Consider the following 16,397-nt stretch of genomic DNA (forward strand, 5'->3'; position numbering starts at 1 on the left):
AAATTATCTTCAGTCGCACTTAATTACAAATGTGAACTAAACATTTTATTCACTAATTAATAATTATAGTTATATTCCCAACTTTTCTCAACATAAAAAAATATGCTATAATGTCCTAAAAACTTCAATTACCTGAACGAATGTAAGCTATTAAAAATATAACGTTTTGATACAAATTAATTTTGAAGTTTCAATCGGTTTATCTCTAAAAAAATTAGTGCAACAGCCTTTTGATATAAAAAAATTATAGGTGGAATTGTCCACCTATAATACTGAATATAAGAACATAATGAATTAAATCATCTATTGTTCACACTGTTTTTGAAATAGTATACCAATTAAAATTATTTATAGACTTGAATTCTCGAAATCCATTCCTACATAGTATCTTTTGTGATGCGATATTGTTTTTATCAACCTCTGCAATTATTCGCAAAACATTAGATTGCCGAAAGGCCCAACCAATCATTGCCCTAACTGCCTCTGTTGTATACCCACGTGACTCATATTCTTGGCTCACTCCATATCCAATTTCAACACTTCCATTAGATGATGGGATATCTTTGTAGCAAATGCTTCCAATAATAGTATTATCATTTTTGAGCACAATCATCCAAAAAGTATGCCATACAAAATCTTCTCCTGATACTTGAACAGGTTTAATTTGTCCTTTGATAATGTCATACATCTCTCCTTCTAAAGGTTCCCCACTATATCTATAAGTTGTTTCTTTTTCAAATTCAACTATATCAGTTATAAGTAATTCTAATTGTCTTCCTGTTAATGGAAATAATAATAATCGTTTTGTTTTAAGTATCAATATAAAATCCTCCCTTTATTTTTAATATATATTTTTAAAAGGAGTGCTTTTCATAGACTCACCACCTATATTTTCATATAAATAAACTGTTTCACAATAATTTACAAGCGTGAACTAAATACTTTATTCACTAATTAATAATTATAGTTATATTTCCAACTTCTCTCAACATAAAAATATTCTATAATGCATTAAAAACTTCAATTACCTAAACGAATGTAAGCTATTAAAAATATAACGTTTTGATACAAATTAATTTTAAATTTTCAAGCGGTTTATCTCTAAAAAAATTAGTGCAACAGCTTTTTGATATAAAAAAATAAATCTCTCACTCAAAAAACCAAAAATTTATATTAAAATTAACATATGATTAAGCAGATTATTTAGTTCGTACTGTATGAAAGTTGCGAATTAATAAGGTTATTTTTTACATAAATAATGCAAAAATAGACTTGCTACTGCTAACTTATATTTTTTCTCAATGGAAATGGAATTCGTATCATTCATAAAATTTTGAACATCTTCTAACTCAAGTTTCGCATATATTGCTAAAGATTCATATTTAATTTCAAACTCACTTATTAATAAATCTATTACTGCTTTAATTCTGTCGTCTTCATTTACTATTAATATCCCATCAGAAAGCATATAAACCATGTTTGACAAATATGAAGGGTTCGGAATATTCGAATTATTTATGTTCTCATTAAGATTCCTTGAGTTATTAAAAAAATCAAGGGTATAATCTTTTCCATCCATAAACTCTTTTAACCATGTATAATCTATTCCAATTATTTTACTCAAAGATTTCAATTCGATTTTATAATTTTTAGTCAGATTTTGTATATCTTCCCTAAGAATACAATCAATCTGATTTAAATTTGTACTTACACTTTGTCTTAGAATCTCAATATCCATATATTTTCTCCTTAACTTACATAATATTTTACAAATGTGAACTAACCATTTTATTCACTAATTAATAATTATAGTTATATTTCCAACTTTTCTCAACATAAAGAAATATGCTATAATTCATCAAACCCCAAAATTCCGTAAGCACGGAGGAATTTTTTCCTTAATACCCATTTTCGAGTGAAGGTGTAGTGTTGAAGAGACAATTTAAATAGCATCTTATAAATCTTAGGGGAATATCCTCAAAAGACTTAGAAGTTTCAATTGTCTGAGTGTCAGCGAGTTATTGAAAGCTCTTAGGCTTTTGAGGACATTCCCATGCATCAACCTCAAAATTCCGTAGGCACGGAGGAATTTTTTCCTTAATGCCACTTTTCGAATGAAGTAACAGTATTGAAGAGACGATTTAAATAAAATTTTATAAATCTTAGAGGGCAATTCTTAAAAGACTTAGAGTTTTCAATTGTCTGAACGAATGTGAGTTATTGAAAGCTCTTAGGCTTTTAAGAATTGCCCTCTTAGATTTATTAATTTTATTTAATGTCTCGAAATACTGTTACTTCACTCGAGTTCAAAAGCTCCAGTATAAAGCTGATAGTATTGCCCTTTCTTCTCTATTAATTCATCATGGCTTCCTCTTTCTATTATATGTCCCTGTTCTAAAACCATAATGACATCAGAATTTCTAACCGTAGAAAGTCTATGTGCAATTACAAAAACTGTTCTTCCATGCATAAGTTTGTCCATTCCATCTTGAACAATAATTTCTGTTCTTGTATCTATACTAGAGGTTGCTTCATCAAGTATTAAAACCGGAGGATCAGCAATAGCCGCTCTAGCAATGGCAAGCAGTTGTCTTTGACCTTGTGACAAGCTTCCTCCATCTCCAGAAATCGTTGTTTCATATCCCTTTGGCAAATGCTTTATAAATTGATCTGCATTTGCAAGTTTTGCAGCTGCATAAACCTCTTCATCACTTGCACCCAATTTTCCATACCTAATATTATCTGCAATAGTTCCTGTAAAAAGATGTGTATCCTGAAGTACTATTCCAAGCGATCTTCTTAAATCATCCATTTTAATCTTGTTAATATTAATACCATCATATCTTATTTTACCGTCTTGAATTTGATAAAAACGATTGATTAAGTTTGTTATAGTAGTTTTTCCTGCACCTGTTGCACCAACAAAAGCTACTTTCTGTCCAGGTTTTGCATAAAGTTTTATATTATGTAGTATTATTTTTTCATCATTGTAACCAAAATCTACATCGTCAAATACTACTTCTCCATTAAGTTTAGTATAAGTAATAGTTCCATCTCCATGTGGATGCTTCCAAGCCCAAGTTCCAGTATGTTCTTTAACTTCTGTGAGTTCACCATTTTCAGCTTCCTTTGCATTAACTAGTCCTACGTACCCTTCATCTTTTTCTTGTGTTTCATCAAGGATTTTAAATATACGTTCTGCGCCAGCTAATGCCATTATAACAAAGTTAAGCTGTTGTGAAGCTTGATTTATAGTTTGATTAAAAGTTCTAGTTAATTGCAAAAATGATGCAAGTGCTCCTAGCGTAAAGCCTCCAAATCCAGCAATAGCAATAATGGATCCAAAAATAGATACAAATACATAGTTGATGTATCCAATGTTACCCATAACCGGCATTAATATATTTGCATACTTATTAGCATTATTGGAACTATCAAAAAGTGCATCATTTAGCTTGTCAAACTTCTCTTTTGATTCCTCTTCATGACAAAATACTTTTACAACCTTTTGTCCTTCCATCATTTCTTCTATATATCCATTTATCATTCCCAAATCTTTTTGCTGCAATCCAAAGTATTTACCACTTTTTCCACCAATAAATTTAGTAACATATATTATTAAAATTATAATAAAAACCTGAACAATAGTCAGAGGTATACTTAAAAAAATCATTGAAGCAAATGAACTTACAATAGTTATGATAGCTGAAAATATTTGAGGTAAACTTTGCTCAATCATTTGCCTTAAAGTATCTGTATCATTTGTGTAGAGACTCATTAAATCACCATGTGGATGTATATCAAAGAACTTAATAGGAAGCTTTTCCATATGCTCAAACATGTCATCTCTTATTCTCTTAAGTGAACCTTGCGCAATTGTTACCATTAAACGACTGTATATGTAAGTTGATAAAACTCCTATATAATAAATAACTGCCATAGTTAATATCACCTTTAAAAGAGGTGCAAAATTAACTTCTGGTTTATTTAAAAATGGTGTTATATACTGATCAATTAATTTTTTTATAAACAATGTACCTATAACATTAGCAACAGAACTTATGATGATAAATACTACAACTAAGGAAAGTAAAAATTTATACCTGCTAAATACATACGTAATTAATCTTTTTAAAGTTTTCATAGGATTTTTACTACCTTTTCCATGTGCTCCGTTCATTCTAGGCATTATCATCATCTCCCTTTACTTGGGATTCATAGACTTCACGATATATAGCATTTGAAGCTAAAAGTTCTTCGTGTGTTCCAAATCCGTTTATTTCACCATCATCCAATACAATAATTTTATCTGCTTCCTGTACAGAAGAAATACGCTGTGCAATAATGATTTTTGTAATATCCGGCATTGTTTCCTTAAAGGATTTTCTTATAAGGGCATCTGTCTTTGTATCTACTGCACTAGTTGAATCGTCCAAAATCAATATCTTAGGCTTCTTAAGAAGCGCCCTTGCAATACACAATCTTTGCTTTTGACCACCAGATACATTATTACCACCTTGTTCAATAAAAGTATCGTATTTATCAGGGAAGGTTTCTATAAATTCATCTGCTTGTGCCTGCCTACTTGCTTCAATTAGCTCTTCATCAGTTGCTTCTTTATTTCCCCATCTTAAATTTTCTTTTATAGTTCCAGAAAATAATACATTCTTTTGAAGTACAACTGAAACTTTATTTCTGAGGCTTTCTATATCATAATCTCTAACATCAACCCCACCAACCTTAACACATCCACTCGTTACATCATATAATCTTGGAATAAGCTGAACAAAAGTTGATTTTGCACTTCCAGTTCCACCTATAACACCTATAAATTCACCAGTTTTAATGCTAATATTAATATTTTTTAAGCTTAATTTCTCCATATCTTTAGAGTAGCTAAAGTTAACATTTTCAAATTCTATAGAACCATTTTTTACTTCATGAATAGCATTTTCCTTATTTGATAAGTCACTTTTTTCATCTAACACTTCAACAATTCTCTCAGCTGATGATTTTGCCATTACTACCATTACAAATACCATTGAAATAACCATAAGACTAATCATTATATTCGTTGTATACGTAAATAAACTCATAAGCTCACCAGTTGTCATATCTTTTACAACAATCATTTTTGCACCAAGCCAAGATAAAAGTAAAATACAAGTATAAACTGTAAACTGCATTAAAGGGGCATTAAAAACTATGATTTTTTCAGCTTTTATAAAATAATCGTATAACACTTTAGATGCACCGTGAAACTTTTCTATTTCGTGATCTTCTCTTACATATGCCTTTACAACACGAATTCCAGTTAAATTTTCCTGAACACTAGCATTTAATCCATCATACTTTTTAAAAACTTCCTTAAAATATGGATGTACACCAGTCATTATAAAATAAAGTAATATTCCAAGAAAAATTATTGCAGCTAAAAATATAAGTGCCAATTTTGCATTGATGTAAAAAGACATAGCCATTGCAAAAATCATCATAAATGGAGCCCTTACAAACATTCTTATTACCATTTGGTATGCATTTTGAACATTTGTTACATCTGTAGTTAATCTAGTTATTAGTCCTGCTGTAGAATACTTGTCTATATTTGAAAAAGAATATTCTTGTATATTATAATAAATACCCCTTCTCAAATTTCTAGCAAATCCTGTAGATGCCTTAGCAGCAAATTTACCATTTAATATTCCAAAGGATAATGATAAAAATGACGCTAAGAGCATTATTACCCCTACGATACATACATACCTAATATTCCCCTTTGTAACACCATTATCTATAATCATTGACATTAAAAGTGGAATAAGTACTTCCATTACTACTTCCAAGGCAACAAATATAGGCGTAATAATAGATTCTTTTTTAAATTCTCCAATATAGCCCATTAACTTTTTTATCATACGCTTCCCCCTTTTGTTAGCTTTCTAACTATTAACTTGGGGCTATCGCACTAAGGTTGTTTAATACGTAACTTAAAATAATTTTGTGCGACAGCTCCAAAAAAATTAAGTTTACTCCCTAATTTTTTTTGATACTCTATTAATAAAATGCAAAAATACATTTATTTCATCATCAGTAAATCCTTCACTTAATTCTTTTTCAAGTTTATCAATACATTTATGTACGTGCTCTTGAATTTCCACACCTTTTTCAGTAAGTATTATTTTTTTTAGCCTTGCATCCTCTGAAACACTTGCCCTTTTAACCAATTCATTTTTTTCCATTAATTGAAGAACACTAGTAACAGAAGAGCGTCTAATATTAAATTCCGTTTCTATATCCTTTTGAAAAATATCTCTCTTACTGGCCTCCCAATACAAAAAACCAATAATCCGACCTTGAATAGAAGTTATTCCATACTCAGCGGATTCTTTACCTATTTCCCTTTTTATCTGATTAGCAAGGTTAATTACTTCTTTACCTATACGCACTTCATTTTTCATTTTTATACCTCATAGTTTTGTTAGATTTCTAACTAATTATATTTTAAAATATTTTATTTGTCAACACTCTTCACTTTGCTTTAATATTTACCAATATTTCTAATTTACATATTAAATACCATTAATGTAACAACTCATTTAATCACATTAAATCAAAATAATGCAAAAATGTTATTTCTTTAATTTAGTTTTTAAACTTGGGAGAATTCGTTTGTATTCTGTCGAAAAAGGTCAAGTGGGTAATACATATTACGATTATTGTAGTATATAGATATACCATTTCAACTAACAAAATCAATTTATATCATAAAGCTTAGGAAATAGCATTTTCATACAAATTTATATCTAAATAATAGACTAAAATATATGTTAAGGGGATGATTCCATGAAAAGAAAATCTAGCCTATTTATGAAGTTTTTAATAGTAGCTATGATATGCATTATTACACCATTACTCATTAGCGGCTTCTATTCAGTAACTTCTCTATCAAACTCTTTAGGCAGTGAAGCAAAAAATTCACTCACTAGCATAACTACTGATAAAAAAAATTATATTGATTTAGCTTTTAATGATCAAAAAGCTTTAGCTCAATCTATTGCAAATGAAGCTTCTGTTATAGATTATTTTAAAGAATTTAACAAAACTAATAAGCCTGATGCAGCCATATTAAATCGTATGTCCGCAAATTTAGAGGATAAATTCAAAAATGCTAACGGGCTATATGAAAATATGATTTTTCAAGTTCCTCTTGCCGATTCAAGTAAATTAACAGTAGTTGATAGTCTAGGCGGAAAGTCTGTTGGTCAAAAAATGCCATCTACTCCAACTAAATTAAAAGCTTTAGTAGAAAACCCTAATGCTAAAATTGGAAGCTTCATGGTTTCTCCAGCAACAGGAAGAGCTGTTGCTACAATAACTGCACCAATTGTAGATAAGGATGCAAAACAGTTAGATGCAATTTATTTAACTTCTATAGACTTAGGTAATTTAACTAAAAATATTGTTAAATCAAATTCTAGTAATAATATGCATACCTTTTTAATAGATCCTACAGGTCTTGTAGTTTCATCAGAAGATGCTACACAAATTTTAAAGCTTAACTTTAGCAAAGAAAAAGGTGGTATGTCTACTTTTTATAATACAATGAAGACAAAAGGTTCTGGTATAGGTTATTTTACTTTTAAGAATGTAAAATATATTGCTTCTTATACAAAAAGTGATGTTACAAATTTATTCATTGTATCGTTTATGCCTGTAACTCAATATACTTCATCAATAAGCAGTGTTAGAACTGGTATAATTATTGTTCTTATTGCAAGTTTGCTTATAGCTAGTTTAATAATATCAATATTCTCTCGAAATATCACAAAGCCATTAAAATTAGCTGTACAGCATATAAAATATTTTGCTTCAGGTGATTTTTCAAAAGAAATATCCAAGTCATCAATGGACATAAATGATGAAACCGGTGAACTAATGACTTCCTTAAACATTATGCAAAACTCTATTAGTACAATGCTGCAAACCATAGTTGACGGCTCGAAAAAATTAGATGATTCAGTTACTGAAACTAATACAAATATGCAGTATTTAGGAAAACAAATTGAAGAAATATCTGCAACTACTGAAGAGTTATCTGCTGGAATGGAGGAAACCGCAGCATCATCCGAAGAATTAAATGCCTCTTCAAACGAATTGGGAGAAACAGTAAACACCATATCAAAAAAAGCTCAAGAAGGCGCTGAAACTTCAATAGAAATAAGCAAAAGGGCTCAAAAACTTAAAGATGATGCAATTACTTCTAAAAAAGCAGCCGAGGATATTAGAAATAATATGTATACTAGTCTGAAACAAGCAATAGATCAATCAAAGGCTGTTAATCAAATTAATGAACTCACAGAATCTATTTTGGAAATTTCATCACAAACAAATTTATTGGCTTTAAATGCCGCAATTGAAGCAGCAAGAGCAGGCGAAGCTGGAAAAGGATTTGCTGTAGTAGCTGAAGAAGTTCGAAGATTAGCAGAAGATTCAGCAAATATTACCAATGAAATTCAAAAAATAACTAGTGTAATAGTATCTTCTGTAGAAAGCTTAAAATCTAGTTCAGAGAATATTTTAAACTTTATAGATTCAACTGTAATAAAAGATTATGCTTCCATGGTTGATATAGGCGAACAATATTTTAAAGATGCGAACTATGTTGAAAATCTTGTGAATAATTTTAGTAATAGAGCACAAGAAGTAGGTTCATCTCTGCATATTATGATTAATGTTATAAATGAAATATCTTCTGCAAATAGTGAAATGGCTTCTGGTGCTACAAACATTGCAGATAAATCATCTGTTATTTTACAAAAATCAAACGATGTTTCAAAAATTACAAACGACACTAAAGAAATTTCTGAAAACTTAAAGGCTCTAACTTCAAATTTTAAAATTATTGCGAAGTAAGTGTATTGCAGGATATTAAATAAAATTAATAAATCTAAGGCAAAAAACTTTAAAAGCCTAAGAAGTTTCAATAACTCGCTGAAAAGAAGCTCAAACAATTGAAACATCTAAGGCTTTTGAAGTTTTTTACCTAAGATTTATAAAATTTTATTTAAATCATCCTACACCACACTTACTTCGCAATGTACATGGTTTTAAAGGAAAAAATTCCTCCGTACCTACGGAATTTTAAAATAAAAACAAGAAATACTACAATTGCGTAAGCAATCAAAAAATAAGTTATAAGATTTTCTGTAGCAAGGCGAAATAAAATCATCATTCACTGTACTTTCTACTCTGTCTTTTGGTTTGTAATATTTAAATATTGTGAAACAAAGATGTAGTGGATTAATCAAAGAACCTTTGGTAGGTGTAGGAAAAAAATGATGTTAGGGAATAGTGGCGAAAAAATTTATAAATAAAATTGTATAAAACTTAGTGGAAAATTTTTTAAAGCTTTAGAGCTTTAGATTGTCTGAGCGTATTTTGCGAGTTATCGAAAGCTCTTAAGCTTTAAAAAATTTGCCGCTTAGTTTTATTAATTTTATTTAGGATTTTGAGCCGCTATTCCCTAACATCATTTTTCTACACCTGCCAAAGGTTCTTTGATTTTGCACTACACTTCGCTTCGCAATATTTAACTATAAATATCTGAGAATTCAATATTAATATTTTCAACATTATCTTCACTTGCAAAATCTCTTTTTACTTTAACATCTTGCTCTTCTGGGACAATCTTAGCAGGAAGACATATTATAAATTCTGTACCTTCACCATATGTACTTTTTACTTCTATTGTTCCTCCATGCAATTCAACTAGTGCTTTAACTATAGTTAATCCTATACCACTGCCTTCATGGGTTCTGTTTAATAATGGATCTATTTGTTTAAATCTTTGGAAAAGCTGTGACAATTCATCTTTTGGGATTCCCCTTCCATTATCCTTTACAGAAATAATAACATTATCTTTCTTATCATATAATGTAACATTAATTGTATCACCAGGCTTAGTAAATTTAACAGCATTTGAAATTAAATTAAGCAAAATTCTCTCCAATTTTTCTGAATCAAAGGCCATAATCTTTTCTTCTTCATCTGTATCAAATATAATTGTCCTCTCCCTTTGATGCACATACCCTACCGTAGACTGTGTTATTTCCTCGGCAATTTCTACTATATTTTGATTGCTTAAATCAAGCGTCATAAAACCAGAGTCAATTTTTGTTATATCAATTAAGTTATTTACAAGTCTAACTAATCTATAACAATTTTGTTTTATACCGCCTGTATAATTTTTTATCCTATCGGTATTTAAATCTTCGCCCTTATCTATAATCACATTAAGCAATTGTACTGTTGAAAAAATAATATTCAAAGGTGTTCTAAGTTCATGTGACATATTTGCGATAAATTCTGTTTTTAACCTATCACATTCTATTGTCTTATCTACCAATCTCTTATTTTCCGATAGCATATTATTAAAACTACTTGCTAGAACTCCTATTTCATCCTTACTGCATACATCACAAGATACTGTAAAATCGCCTTTTCCTGCTAACTCCATGCAATTCTTGAGCTTATTAATTGGATTAATTAAGTTATTTGTTAGCACTACTGCTGTAATTCCGGCAAAAGCAATAATTATTAATCCTATAAAGACTGACATTACAAAAATTGACTTATACGGAGCATTTAATTCATCATAGGTAACAGCAGTAAATATATACCAACCCCACGGCTTAAAATATTCATAATATCCTACCTTTTTAACTCCATTATGAGTATACGTAATTGCTCCATTTTGAGTTAAATGCATTTTTTTTGCAATATGACTATGTCTATTATGCCTTGTTTTTTTATATGGATGAATAATTGAATTGCCTCCCGAATCCACTATATAAGCATAACCAGTTTTACCCAGCTTAATATTGCTTAATGTTTTTTGTAGGTAGTCGCTAATAATTTTGTTTCCTACACCTATTGCACCTATGACCTTTTTATTTTTATCTAATAATGGCTTCATCCTTGTTACATAACTAGTGTTATCTATTACAATACAACCTGAATATTCGCTATTATTAATTAATTTCTTATAAGCATCGGAATTACTAGGTATATATGTGCCTAGTACTTTATTATCATCCTTAAAAATTGTACTAGAAACCCTTATAAATTTATTATTATGCAATAAAAATACACTTGCAGCTGTACCTGTAGCCTGTTTAAGCTTATTAACCACAGTATTATCTAGAGATAAACTTTGATTTCCCGTATATAAAACTGGCAAATTAAATCCTCCAACTTTTACATTTTCATCATAATCTACTTTTAAATCGTTGAGCATGGTACTCGCAAAATTTAAATCACTATAAGATTCTTCTTCAAGCATCTCATTTCTCACATTAAGAGTTGTTATAATGGATTCTGTTAAACGACGGTTTTTTTCATTTACCTCTTTTAAGAATTCATCATGCGATTTTTTAGTAATTAAAATTCCTAATACACTTACGGTAATTATAATTAGCGCCAAATAGCTTATGATAAGTTTATGTTTTACTTTCATATAAAAAACACTTCCCCTTAATTACTGTAGTTAAGCTTTCACTCCGTTCAAATATATTACTTCCAAATATTTATTATAACACTTGTAAGTTTAGGATTCTAACCATATTGTTACATTTAAAACAAACAATTCCACGCATTTTAATAAACTACTTTCAAAACTATTGAAACCAGCCCTATTTGCCTATATTTTAATGTAAAATTTTATTTTTAATAGTAAACGCATTAAACCAAAGTACAAAGTATAAAGTACAGAGTACAAAGAAGGATGATTTACCTTTCCTTACGTCAGGTAAATCTTAAACTTAAATGTTGTCAGCTTCGCTGAACAACATTAATGCCGCGATTGCGTAAGCAATCAAATAAGTTTTAAGATTTTCTGTAGCAAAGCGAAAGAAAATCATCCTTCTTTGTACTTTATACTTTGTACTTTGAAAAGGGTTCGCAATATTTAAAATTTCTGCTGAATACATTCTATTCCATCAAAAGCTTCCTCTGATTCTTCATATTCAATGTTATGTTTGTTATAAAACATCTTCCAAAAATTAACCGCTTTCTTATTGCTAACTATTTGTCCAACTTTATATTTTCCTTTATATATGCTCATTAAATTTTCAATTGCAGCACTTGCTATGCCCTTATTCCTAAATCCTTTTAAAATAAACAGTTCGTGAATAACATAATCAATGTCTTTTCCTGCATACTTTCCAGAATTTAAAAGTACAAAGCCTGCTGTTTCACCCTGGTAAATTATGAATAAAGGATTTAGTTCTTCTTTCGCAAAATATAGATTTAAACCTTCGTATTCAAATTTTCCGGCTTCATTAGGTTTTAAATCATCTGCAAACTCTGACAGGTCATGCAAATATAAGTTCATTAAATTTTCTAGCTTATTTTTTGTTTGCATTGTTACTCGTTCTAACTTTATTTCATTTAAATCCATAATTTTTATAGCCTCACTTTTCAAAATTCAAACCAGAGCTTTTACATATAGGAGCATGTGAAAAATATAGGTATTCTTTTTTACGAGCCGCTCATAAGACTTTATGTGTGGTATAGTAAAACCTATAGATAAACCATTTCAACTACCAAAATCAATATGCATCATAATGCCTAGAAAACGGCATTTTGGTACAGCTTAATTTAATGCATATTAAAGTTTCAATTGCTTTATCTCAAACAGCATTCCACTAAATGCAGAGATTTTTACAGTTAATTTAGGGTGTCCATTGTTCTTTTCAGTTTTGTGCATCCTTCTTCTTTGCGAAATCGTACCATTAAATCTCTCCCAATTGCTGTTAAGTAGCAATTTAGCTTTCTGCCCTTCTTTTAATGGTACACTATAACTCGTGCAATCTTTGTCTGAAAAATTGAAAATTGCAAGCAAAGTCGCTTTAGCACCAAATCGCATAATAGCATAAATGCAGCTATCATTTTGATTGCAATCTGCCCATCTAAAATTATTTATATTATAGTCATCCTGCAGCGCTGAATAATAAGTATAAAGTTTATTTAAGCCTATCATATATTGATGAAAAGCACCATGAATAGGGTATTTAAGAATATCCCAATCTTGTTCTCTCTTCTCATCCCATTCCCTTAACTGCCCTATCTCATTTGCCATAAAATTAAGCTTTTTACCTGGATGCATTAACATATACAAATACATAGCCCTTGCCTGTGGAAATTTGCTATCATACTGCCCATTCATTTTTTGTAGAATCGTTGCCTTTCCATGAACTCCTTCATCATGAGAAAAAGCTAAAATAAATCTTTCATTATAAAAATACATCATAGAAAAAGTCAATTTATGATAATCTCTTGGACGATATTCTGGACCTGTCTGAAAATACTCTAAAGTATCATGCATCCAACCTAAATCCCATTTATAATCAAAGCCCAAGCCTCCCATGTCAACTGATTTCGTAACGCCTTCATAATGTGAAGAATCCTCCGCAATTATCATGGCTGTAGGATGAAGCCTTTTTAATTCTTTATTCATCACTTTAAGAAATTCTATTGATTCTCCATTTTCTCCCCTGCTTTCATCACCCTGCCAATAAATAAGACGACTTACTGCATCCATTCTAAGTCCATCAAAGTGAAACTCTTTAATCCAATAATTAGCTGATGATTGTATAAAGCATCTAACCTCTCTTCTTGAATATATAAAATTGCAGCTTCCCCATTCACTTGTGCCTACATCCTCACTTGGGTACTCGTACAAACAAGTTCCATCATATTTTTTCAAACCATATCCGTCTACTGCAAAATGAACTGGCACAAAATCTAAAATTACACCGATGCCAGCCTGATGCAACTTATCTATCATTTCTTTAAGCTCATCAGGTGTTCCATATCTTGAAGTTGGAGCAAAAAAGCCTGTATTTTGGTATCCCCAAGAACCATCAAAGGGATGCTCTGAAATAGGCATAACCTCAATGTGCGTATATCCATTTTCCCTAACATAGTCAATTAGTAAATTTGCAATTTCAGAATATGAATACCATCCAGTTTCTTCTTCTGATTTCTTTTTCCAAGAGCCTAAATGAAGCTCATATATATTAAGCGGCTTATCATAGTTAACGCTGCGGCTTTGAATCCATTCTTCATCGTGAAAACGATATTTTTTAATGTCCGTAGTTATAGAACATGCCCCTGGTCTTAGTTCCATAAAAAATCCGTATGGATCACAATGTTCTTGCCTACTTCCATCATTTCCATAAATGCAGTACTTATACATCATTCCATAATCTGCAGGAACTCCACTTATAGAAAAAACTCCACTTTGTGCTTCCTGATACATATCTTGCTCCTGCCAGCCATTAAATTCCCCAATTATCGTGACTTTCCTTGCAGCTGGAGCGTATGTACGAAAAGTAAATGTGCTATTCTCCTTATGTGCTCCAAAATACTCGTATGCATCAAATGCCTTGCCATCATAAAAATCTTGAAGTATCATATTATATTCCCCTTTGTGCCGTATTTAATTTTTTATTACTATTTACTGGTAATTATATCATATATTCAATATCAATTCATTTGATTTTCAATAGAATTTATTATCATTTCTACAACCGACTTTGCAATATCATCATCTGTTACTTCATCGTGCTTAACAGGTAAAGTAGTATAACTCATTCTTTGAAGCACACCCATAATTGTTTGAAAAATACAGCAGCCAACCTTTACAGGATTTAAATTTGGCTTCAAAGATTTATCTTCGATTCCCTTGTTAATTGCTTCACTGAAAAAATTGTTATCTTCAAAAACAAAATCTTTATATTTTAACTTTAATTCTTCATTTATGTCATGAACTCCATAATAGAAATCAAATAAAAAAATAAACTTCATTTCTGCTTTATGCTCTTTTCCAAAATTTATCCAAGCATAAAGCATTCTCTGTATTATTTCCTTGCCACTTAATTGTACTTTATCATTATTTCGTATAAACTTCATCATGTGCTTTAAAATATTGATTTGCACTTCAAAAACAAGCTCATCTATTGATTTAAAATGCTTATAAAAAGTAACTCTACTTATTGAAGCCTCATTACATATATCTTTAATATTAACATCAATAAAATTATATTTTAAAAACAGCTTTTTTCCTGCTTCTATAATTTCTTCACGATTTTTATTTTTAACTTTTTCATGCCATGAATCACTCATTTTGAGAAACCTCTTTCGTATCCGTTTTATTTCTTTGAAAAGTTAGTCCTATAGTTCCAAGAAGTATAAAAGCACCTACAGCATATGGCAAATTTATATTTTTGTCAAACAAATTTCCAGCCATTATAGGTCCAATTATGCCTCCTAAACTAGTGTATGTATTGCTAAGACCTGAGACAAATCCCTGCTCATTACCAGCTTCGTTTGAAAGCATGGTATTTACTGTTGGTCTCAAAAATGAATTAAAAGCAAAAAATACAGCACATACAGCTAAAAGATATATTAAATTTACTTTCACTAACATAAGTACAAGAGCTACTGCTGACATAAATAAAGAAAATCTAATTAATTTATACTCTCCATAACGTCTTATTACTTTATCAATAAGTCCTACCTGAACTACAATTCCAATAATTGCTCCTAAAGTAATTATAACCGAAATAACCTGAGAGCTAAATCCGTACTTTTGCTTTACATACAAAGAATATACGGTTTCATAGTTTTGTAAACCAAAGGTCATAATAAATATGAGCATTAAATATTTAAAATAAGAACCATGAACCGATTGTATAAGCTGCTTTAGTGCAGATTCTTGTTTTTTTACTGCTTTTAGCTCATTTCTTTTTTCTACAGTAAGTGTTTCTGGCAATATAAAGGTCAATAGGGTTGCAATAAATCCTAAAAAAGCCGCACCAAAATACGGCACTCTAATGCCAAATTTAGCTACCATGCCTCCTATTCCCGGTCCAAGCACCATTCCTAAATTCATAGCAGCACTAAAATATCCCATACCCTTTGCACGAGTTTCCTTTGTGGTACTATCTGCAACGTATGCAAGATTTGATGGTATCATAAGTCCAAGACCAATTCCGCCTATAAATCTTGCTATATATAGTAGTATTAATTCATGAGATATTGCAAACATAAAATCAGAAATAACAGTAAGAAACATACCTGATAATATCAGCTTTTTCCTTCCATATTTATCTGAAAGTTGTCCTCCTATTGGTGAGAATATAAATTGAGCCGCCCCAAAAACAGCAACCAAGTAACCTGCCGCAGAACCTCCTGCACTAAATTGCTTTAAATAATCTGGCAAAATAGGCATTACCATTCCTTGTCCTAATAAAGCAATAAATATATTAACCATTAATATATATAAGGGAATCATTTTCTTTGAATTAGACATTTCTCATCGCTCCTTCATTTAC

At 30.3% G+C, this 16,397-nt stretch carries 11 protein-coding genes; 1 reads left to right on the forward strand and 10 read right to left on the reverse strand.

The genetic code is table 11. The features are described 5' to 3' along the window. Positions 1–310 precede the first annotated feature (310 nt). From CUEA01_RS20890 to CUEA01_RS20910, 5 genes are all read right to left on the reverse strand, one after another. Entirely contained in the window at positions 311–820 is a 510-nt protein-coding gene (locus tag CUEA01_RS20890) for a GNAT family N-acetyltransferase (protein ID WP_234123935.1), read from the reverse strand. Between the two features lie 420 nt (positions 821–1,240). Next, positions 1,241–1,738 carry an HTH domain-containing protein gene (locus CUEA01_RS20895; protein ID WP_234123938.1) on the reverse strand — a complete coding sequence of 166 codons (498 nt, stop codon included), beginning with the start codon at positions 1,736–1,738 and terminating at the stop codon, positions 1,241–1,243. A 558-nt stretch (positions 1,739–2,296) separates the two neighbouring features. Then, the gene (locus CUEA01_RS20900) at positions 2,297–4,189 is read right to left on the reverse strand and encodes an ABC transporter ATP-binding protein (protein ID WP_234123940.1); all 1,893 of its coding nucleotides are present in this window, start codon (positions 4,187–4,189) and stop codon (positions 2,297–2,299) included. Next, positions 4,182–5,915, reverse strand: a complete 1,734-nt coding sequence (locus tag CUEA01_RS20905; protein ID WP_234123942.1) for an ABC transporter ATP-binding protein — start codon at positions 5,913–5,915, stop codon at positions 4,182–4,184. The genes CUEA01_RS20900 and CUEA01_RS20905 overlap by 8 nt, the downstream gene beginning before the upstream one ends. A gap of 111 nt (positions 5,916–6,026) precedes the next feature. Further along, entirely contained in the window at positions 6,027–6,458 is a 432-nt protein-coding gene (locus CUEA01_RS20910) for a MarR family winged helix-turn-helix transcriptional regulator (RefSeq protein WP_234123943.1), read from the reverse strand. Between the two features lie 385 nt (positions 6,459–6,843). On the opposite strand from CUEA01_RS20910, the gene CUEA01_RS20915 reads away from it, so the two are divergent. Further along, positions 6,844–8,913 (forward strand): methyl-accepting chemotaxis protein, encoded by a 2,070-nt coding sequence (locus tag CUEA01_RS20915; RefSeq protein ID WP_234123944.1) that lies wholly within the window; start codon positions 6,844–6,846, stop codon positions 8,911–8,913. Between the two features lie 676 nt (positions 8,914–9,589). Here CUEA01_RS20915 and CUEA01_RS20920 read toward each other — a convergent pair. The 5 genes from CUEA01_RS20920 to CUEA01_RS20940 form a co-directional block, all read right to left on the reverse strand. Beyond that, complete coding sequence (locus tag CUEA01_RS20920) at positions 9,590–11,515, reverse strand: Cache 3/Cache 2 fusion domain-containing protein (protein WP_234123945.1); 1,926 nt, start codon at positions 11,513–11,515, stop codon at positions 9,590–9,592. Positions 11,516–11,965: 450 nt separating this feature from the next. Beyond that, entirely contained in the window at positions 11,966–12,457 is a 492-nt protein-coding gene (locus CUEA01_RS20925; protein ID WP_234123946.1) for a GNAT family N-acetyltransferase, read from the reverse strand. Positions 12,458–12,667: 210 nt separating this feature from the next. Beyond that, on the reverse strand, positions 12,668–14,476 hold the full coding sequence (gene glgB / locus CUEA01_RS20930) for a 1,4-alpha-glucan branching protein GlgB (RefSeq protein WP_234123947.1): 1,809 nt from the start codon (positions 14,474–14,476) through the stop codon (positions 12,668–12,670). A gap of 71 nt (positions 14,477–14,547) precedes the next feature. Continuing rightward, positions 14,548–15,186 carry a TetR/AcrR family transcriptional regulator gene (locus CUEA01_RS20935; protein ID WP_234123948.1) on the reverse strand — a complete coding sequence of 213 codons (639 nt, stop codon included), beginning with the start codon at positions 15,184–15,186 and terminating at the stop codon, positions 14,548–14,550. Next, complete coding sequence (locus CUEA01_RS20940; protein WP_234123950.1) at positions 15,179–16,375, reverse strand: MFS transporter; 1,197 nt, start codon at positions 16,373–16,375, stop codon at positions 15,179–15,181. The genes CUEA01_RS20935 and CUEA01_RS20940 overlap by 8 nt, the downstream gene beginning before the upstream one ends. Positions 16,376–16,397: the final 22 nt, after the last annotated feature.

The organism is Clostridium hydrogenum (genome assembly GCF_021432385.1).
In the GTDB taxonomy this organism is placed as follows: Bacteria; Bacillota; Clostridia; order Clostridiales; family Clostridiaceae; genus Clostridium_S; species Clostridium_S hydrogenum.

What these genes read in the sequence shown, in the direction of transcription:
- CUEA01_RS20935 (WP_234123948.1), bottom strand. Translation starts at nt 15,186, where the DNA reads ATGAGTGATTCATGGCATGAAAAAGTTAAAAATAAAAATCGTGAAGAA.
- CUEA01_RS20925 (WP_234123946.1), bottom strand. Translation starts at nt 12,457, where the DNA reads ATGGATTTAAATGAAATAAAGTTAGAACGAGTAACAATGCAAACAAAA.
- glgB (WP_234123947.1), bottom strand. Translation starts at nt 14,476, where the DNA reads ATGATACTTCAAGATTTTTATGATGGCAAGGCATTTGATGCATACGAG.
- CUEA01_RS20910 (WP_234123943.1), bottom strand. Translation starts at nt 6,458, where the DNA reads ATGAAAAATGAAGTGCGTATAGGTAAAGAAGTAATTAACCTTGCTAAT.
- CUEA01_RS20905 (WP_234123942.1), bottom strand. Translation starts at nt 5,915, where the DNA reads ATGATAAAAAAGTTAATGGGCTATATTGGAGAATTTAAAAAAGAATCT.
- CUEA01_RS20895 (WP_234123938.1), bottom strand. Translation starts at nt 1,738, where the DNA reads ATGGATATTGAGATTCTAAGACAAAGTGTAAGTACAAATTTAAATCAG.
- CUEA01_RS20915 (WP_234123944.1), top strand. Translation starts at nt 6,844, where the DNA reads ATGAAAAGAAAATCTAGCCTATTTATGAAGTTTTTAATAGTAGCTATG.
- CUEA01_RS20940 (WP_234123950.1), bottom strand. Translation starts at nt 16,375, where the DNA reads ATGTCTAATTCAAAGAAAATGATTCCCTTATATATATTAATGGTTAAT.
- CUEA01_RS20900 (WP_234123940.1), bottom strand. Translation starts at nt 4,189, where the DNA reads ATGCCTAGAATGAACGGAGCACATGGAAAAGGTAGTAAAAATCCTATG.
- CUEA01_RS20920 (WP_234123945.1), bottom strand. Translation starts at nt 11,515, where the DNA reads ATGAAAGTAAAACATAAACTTATCATAAGCTATTTGGCGCTAATTATA.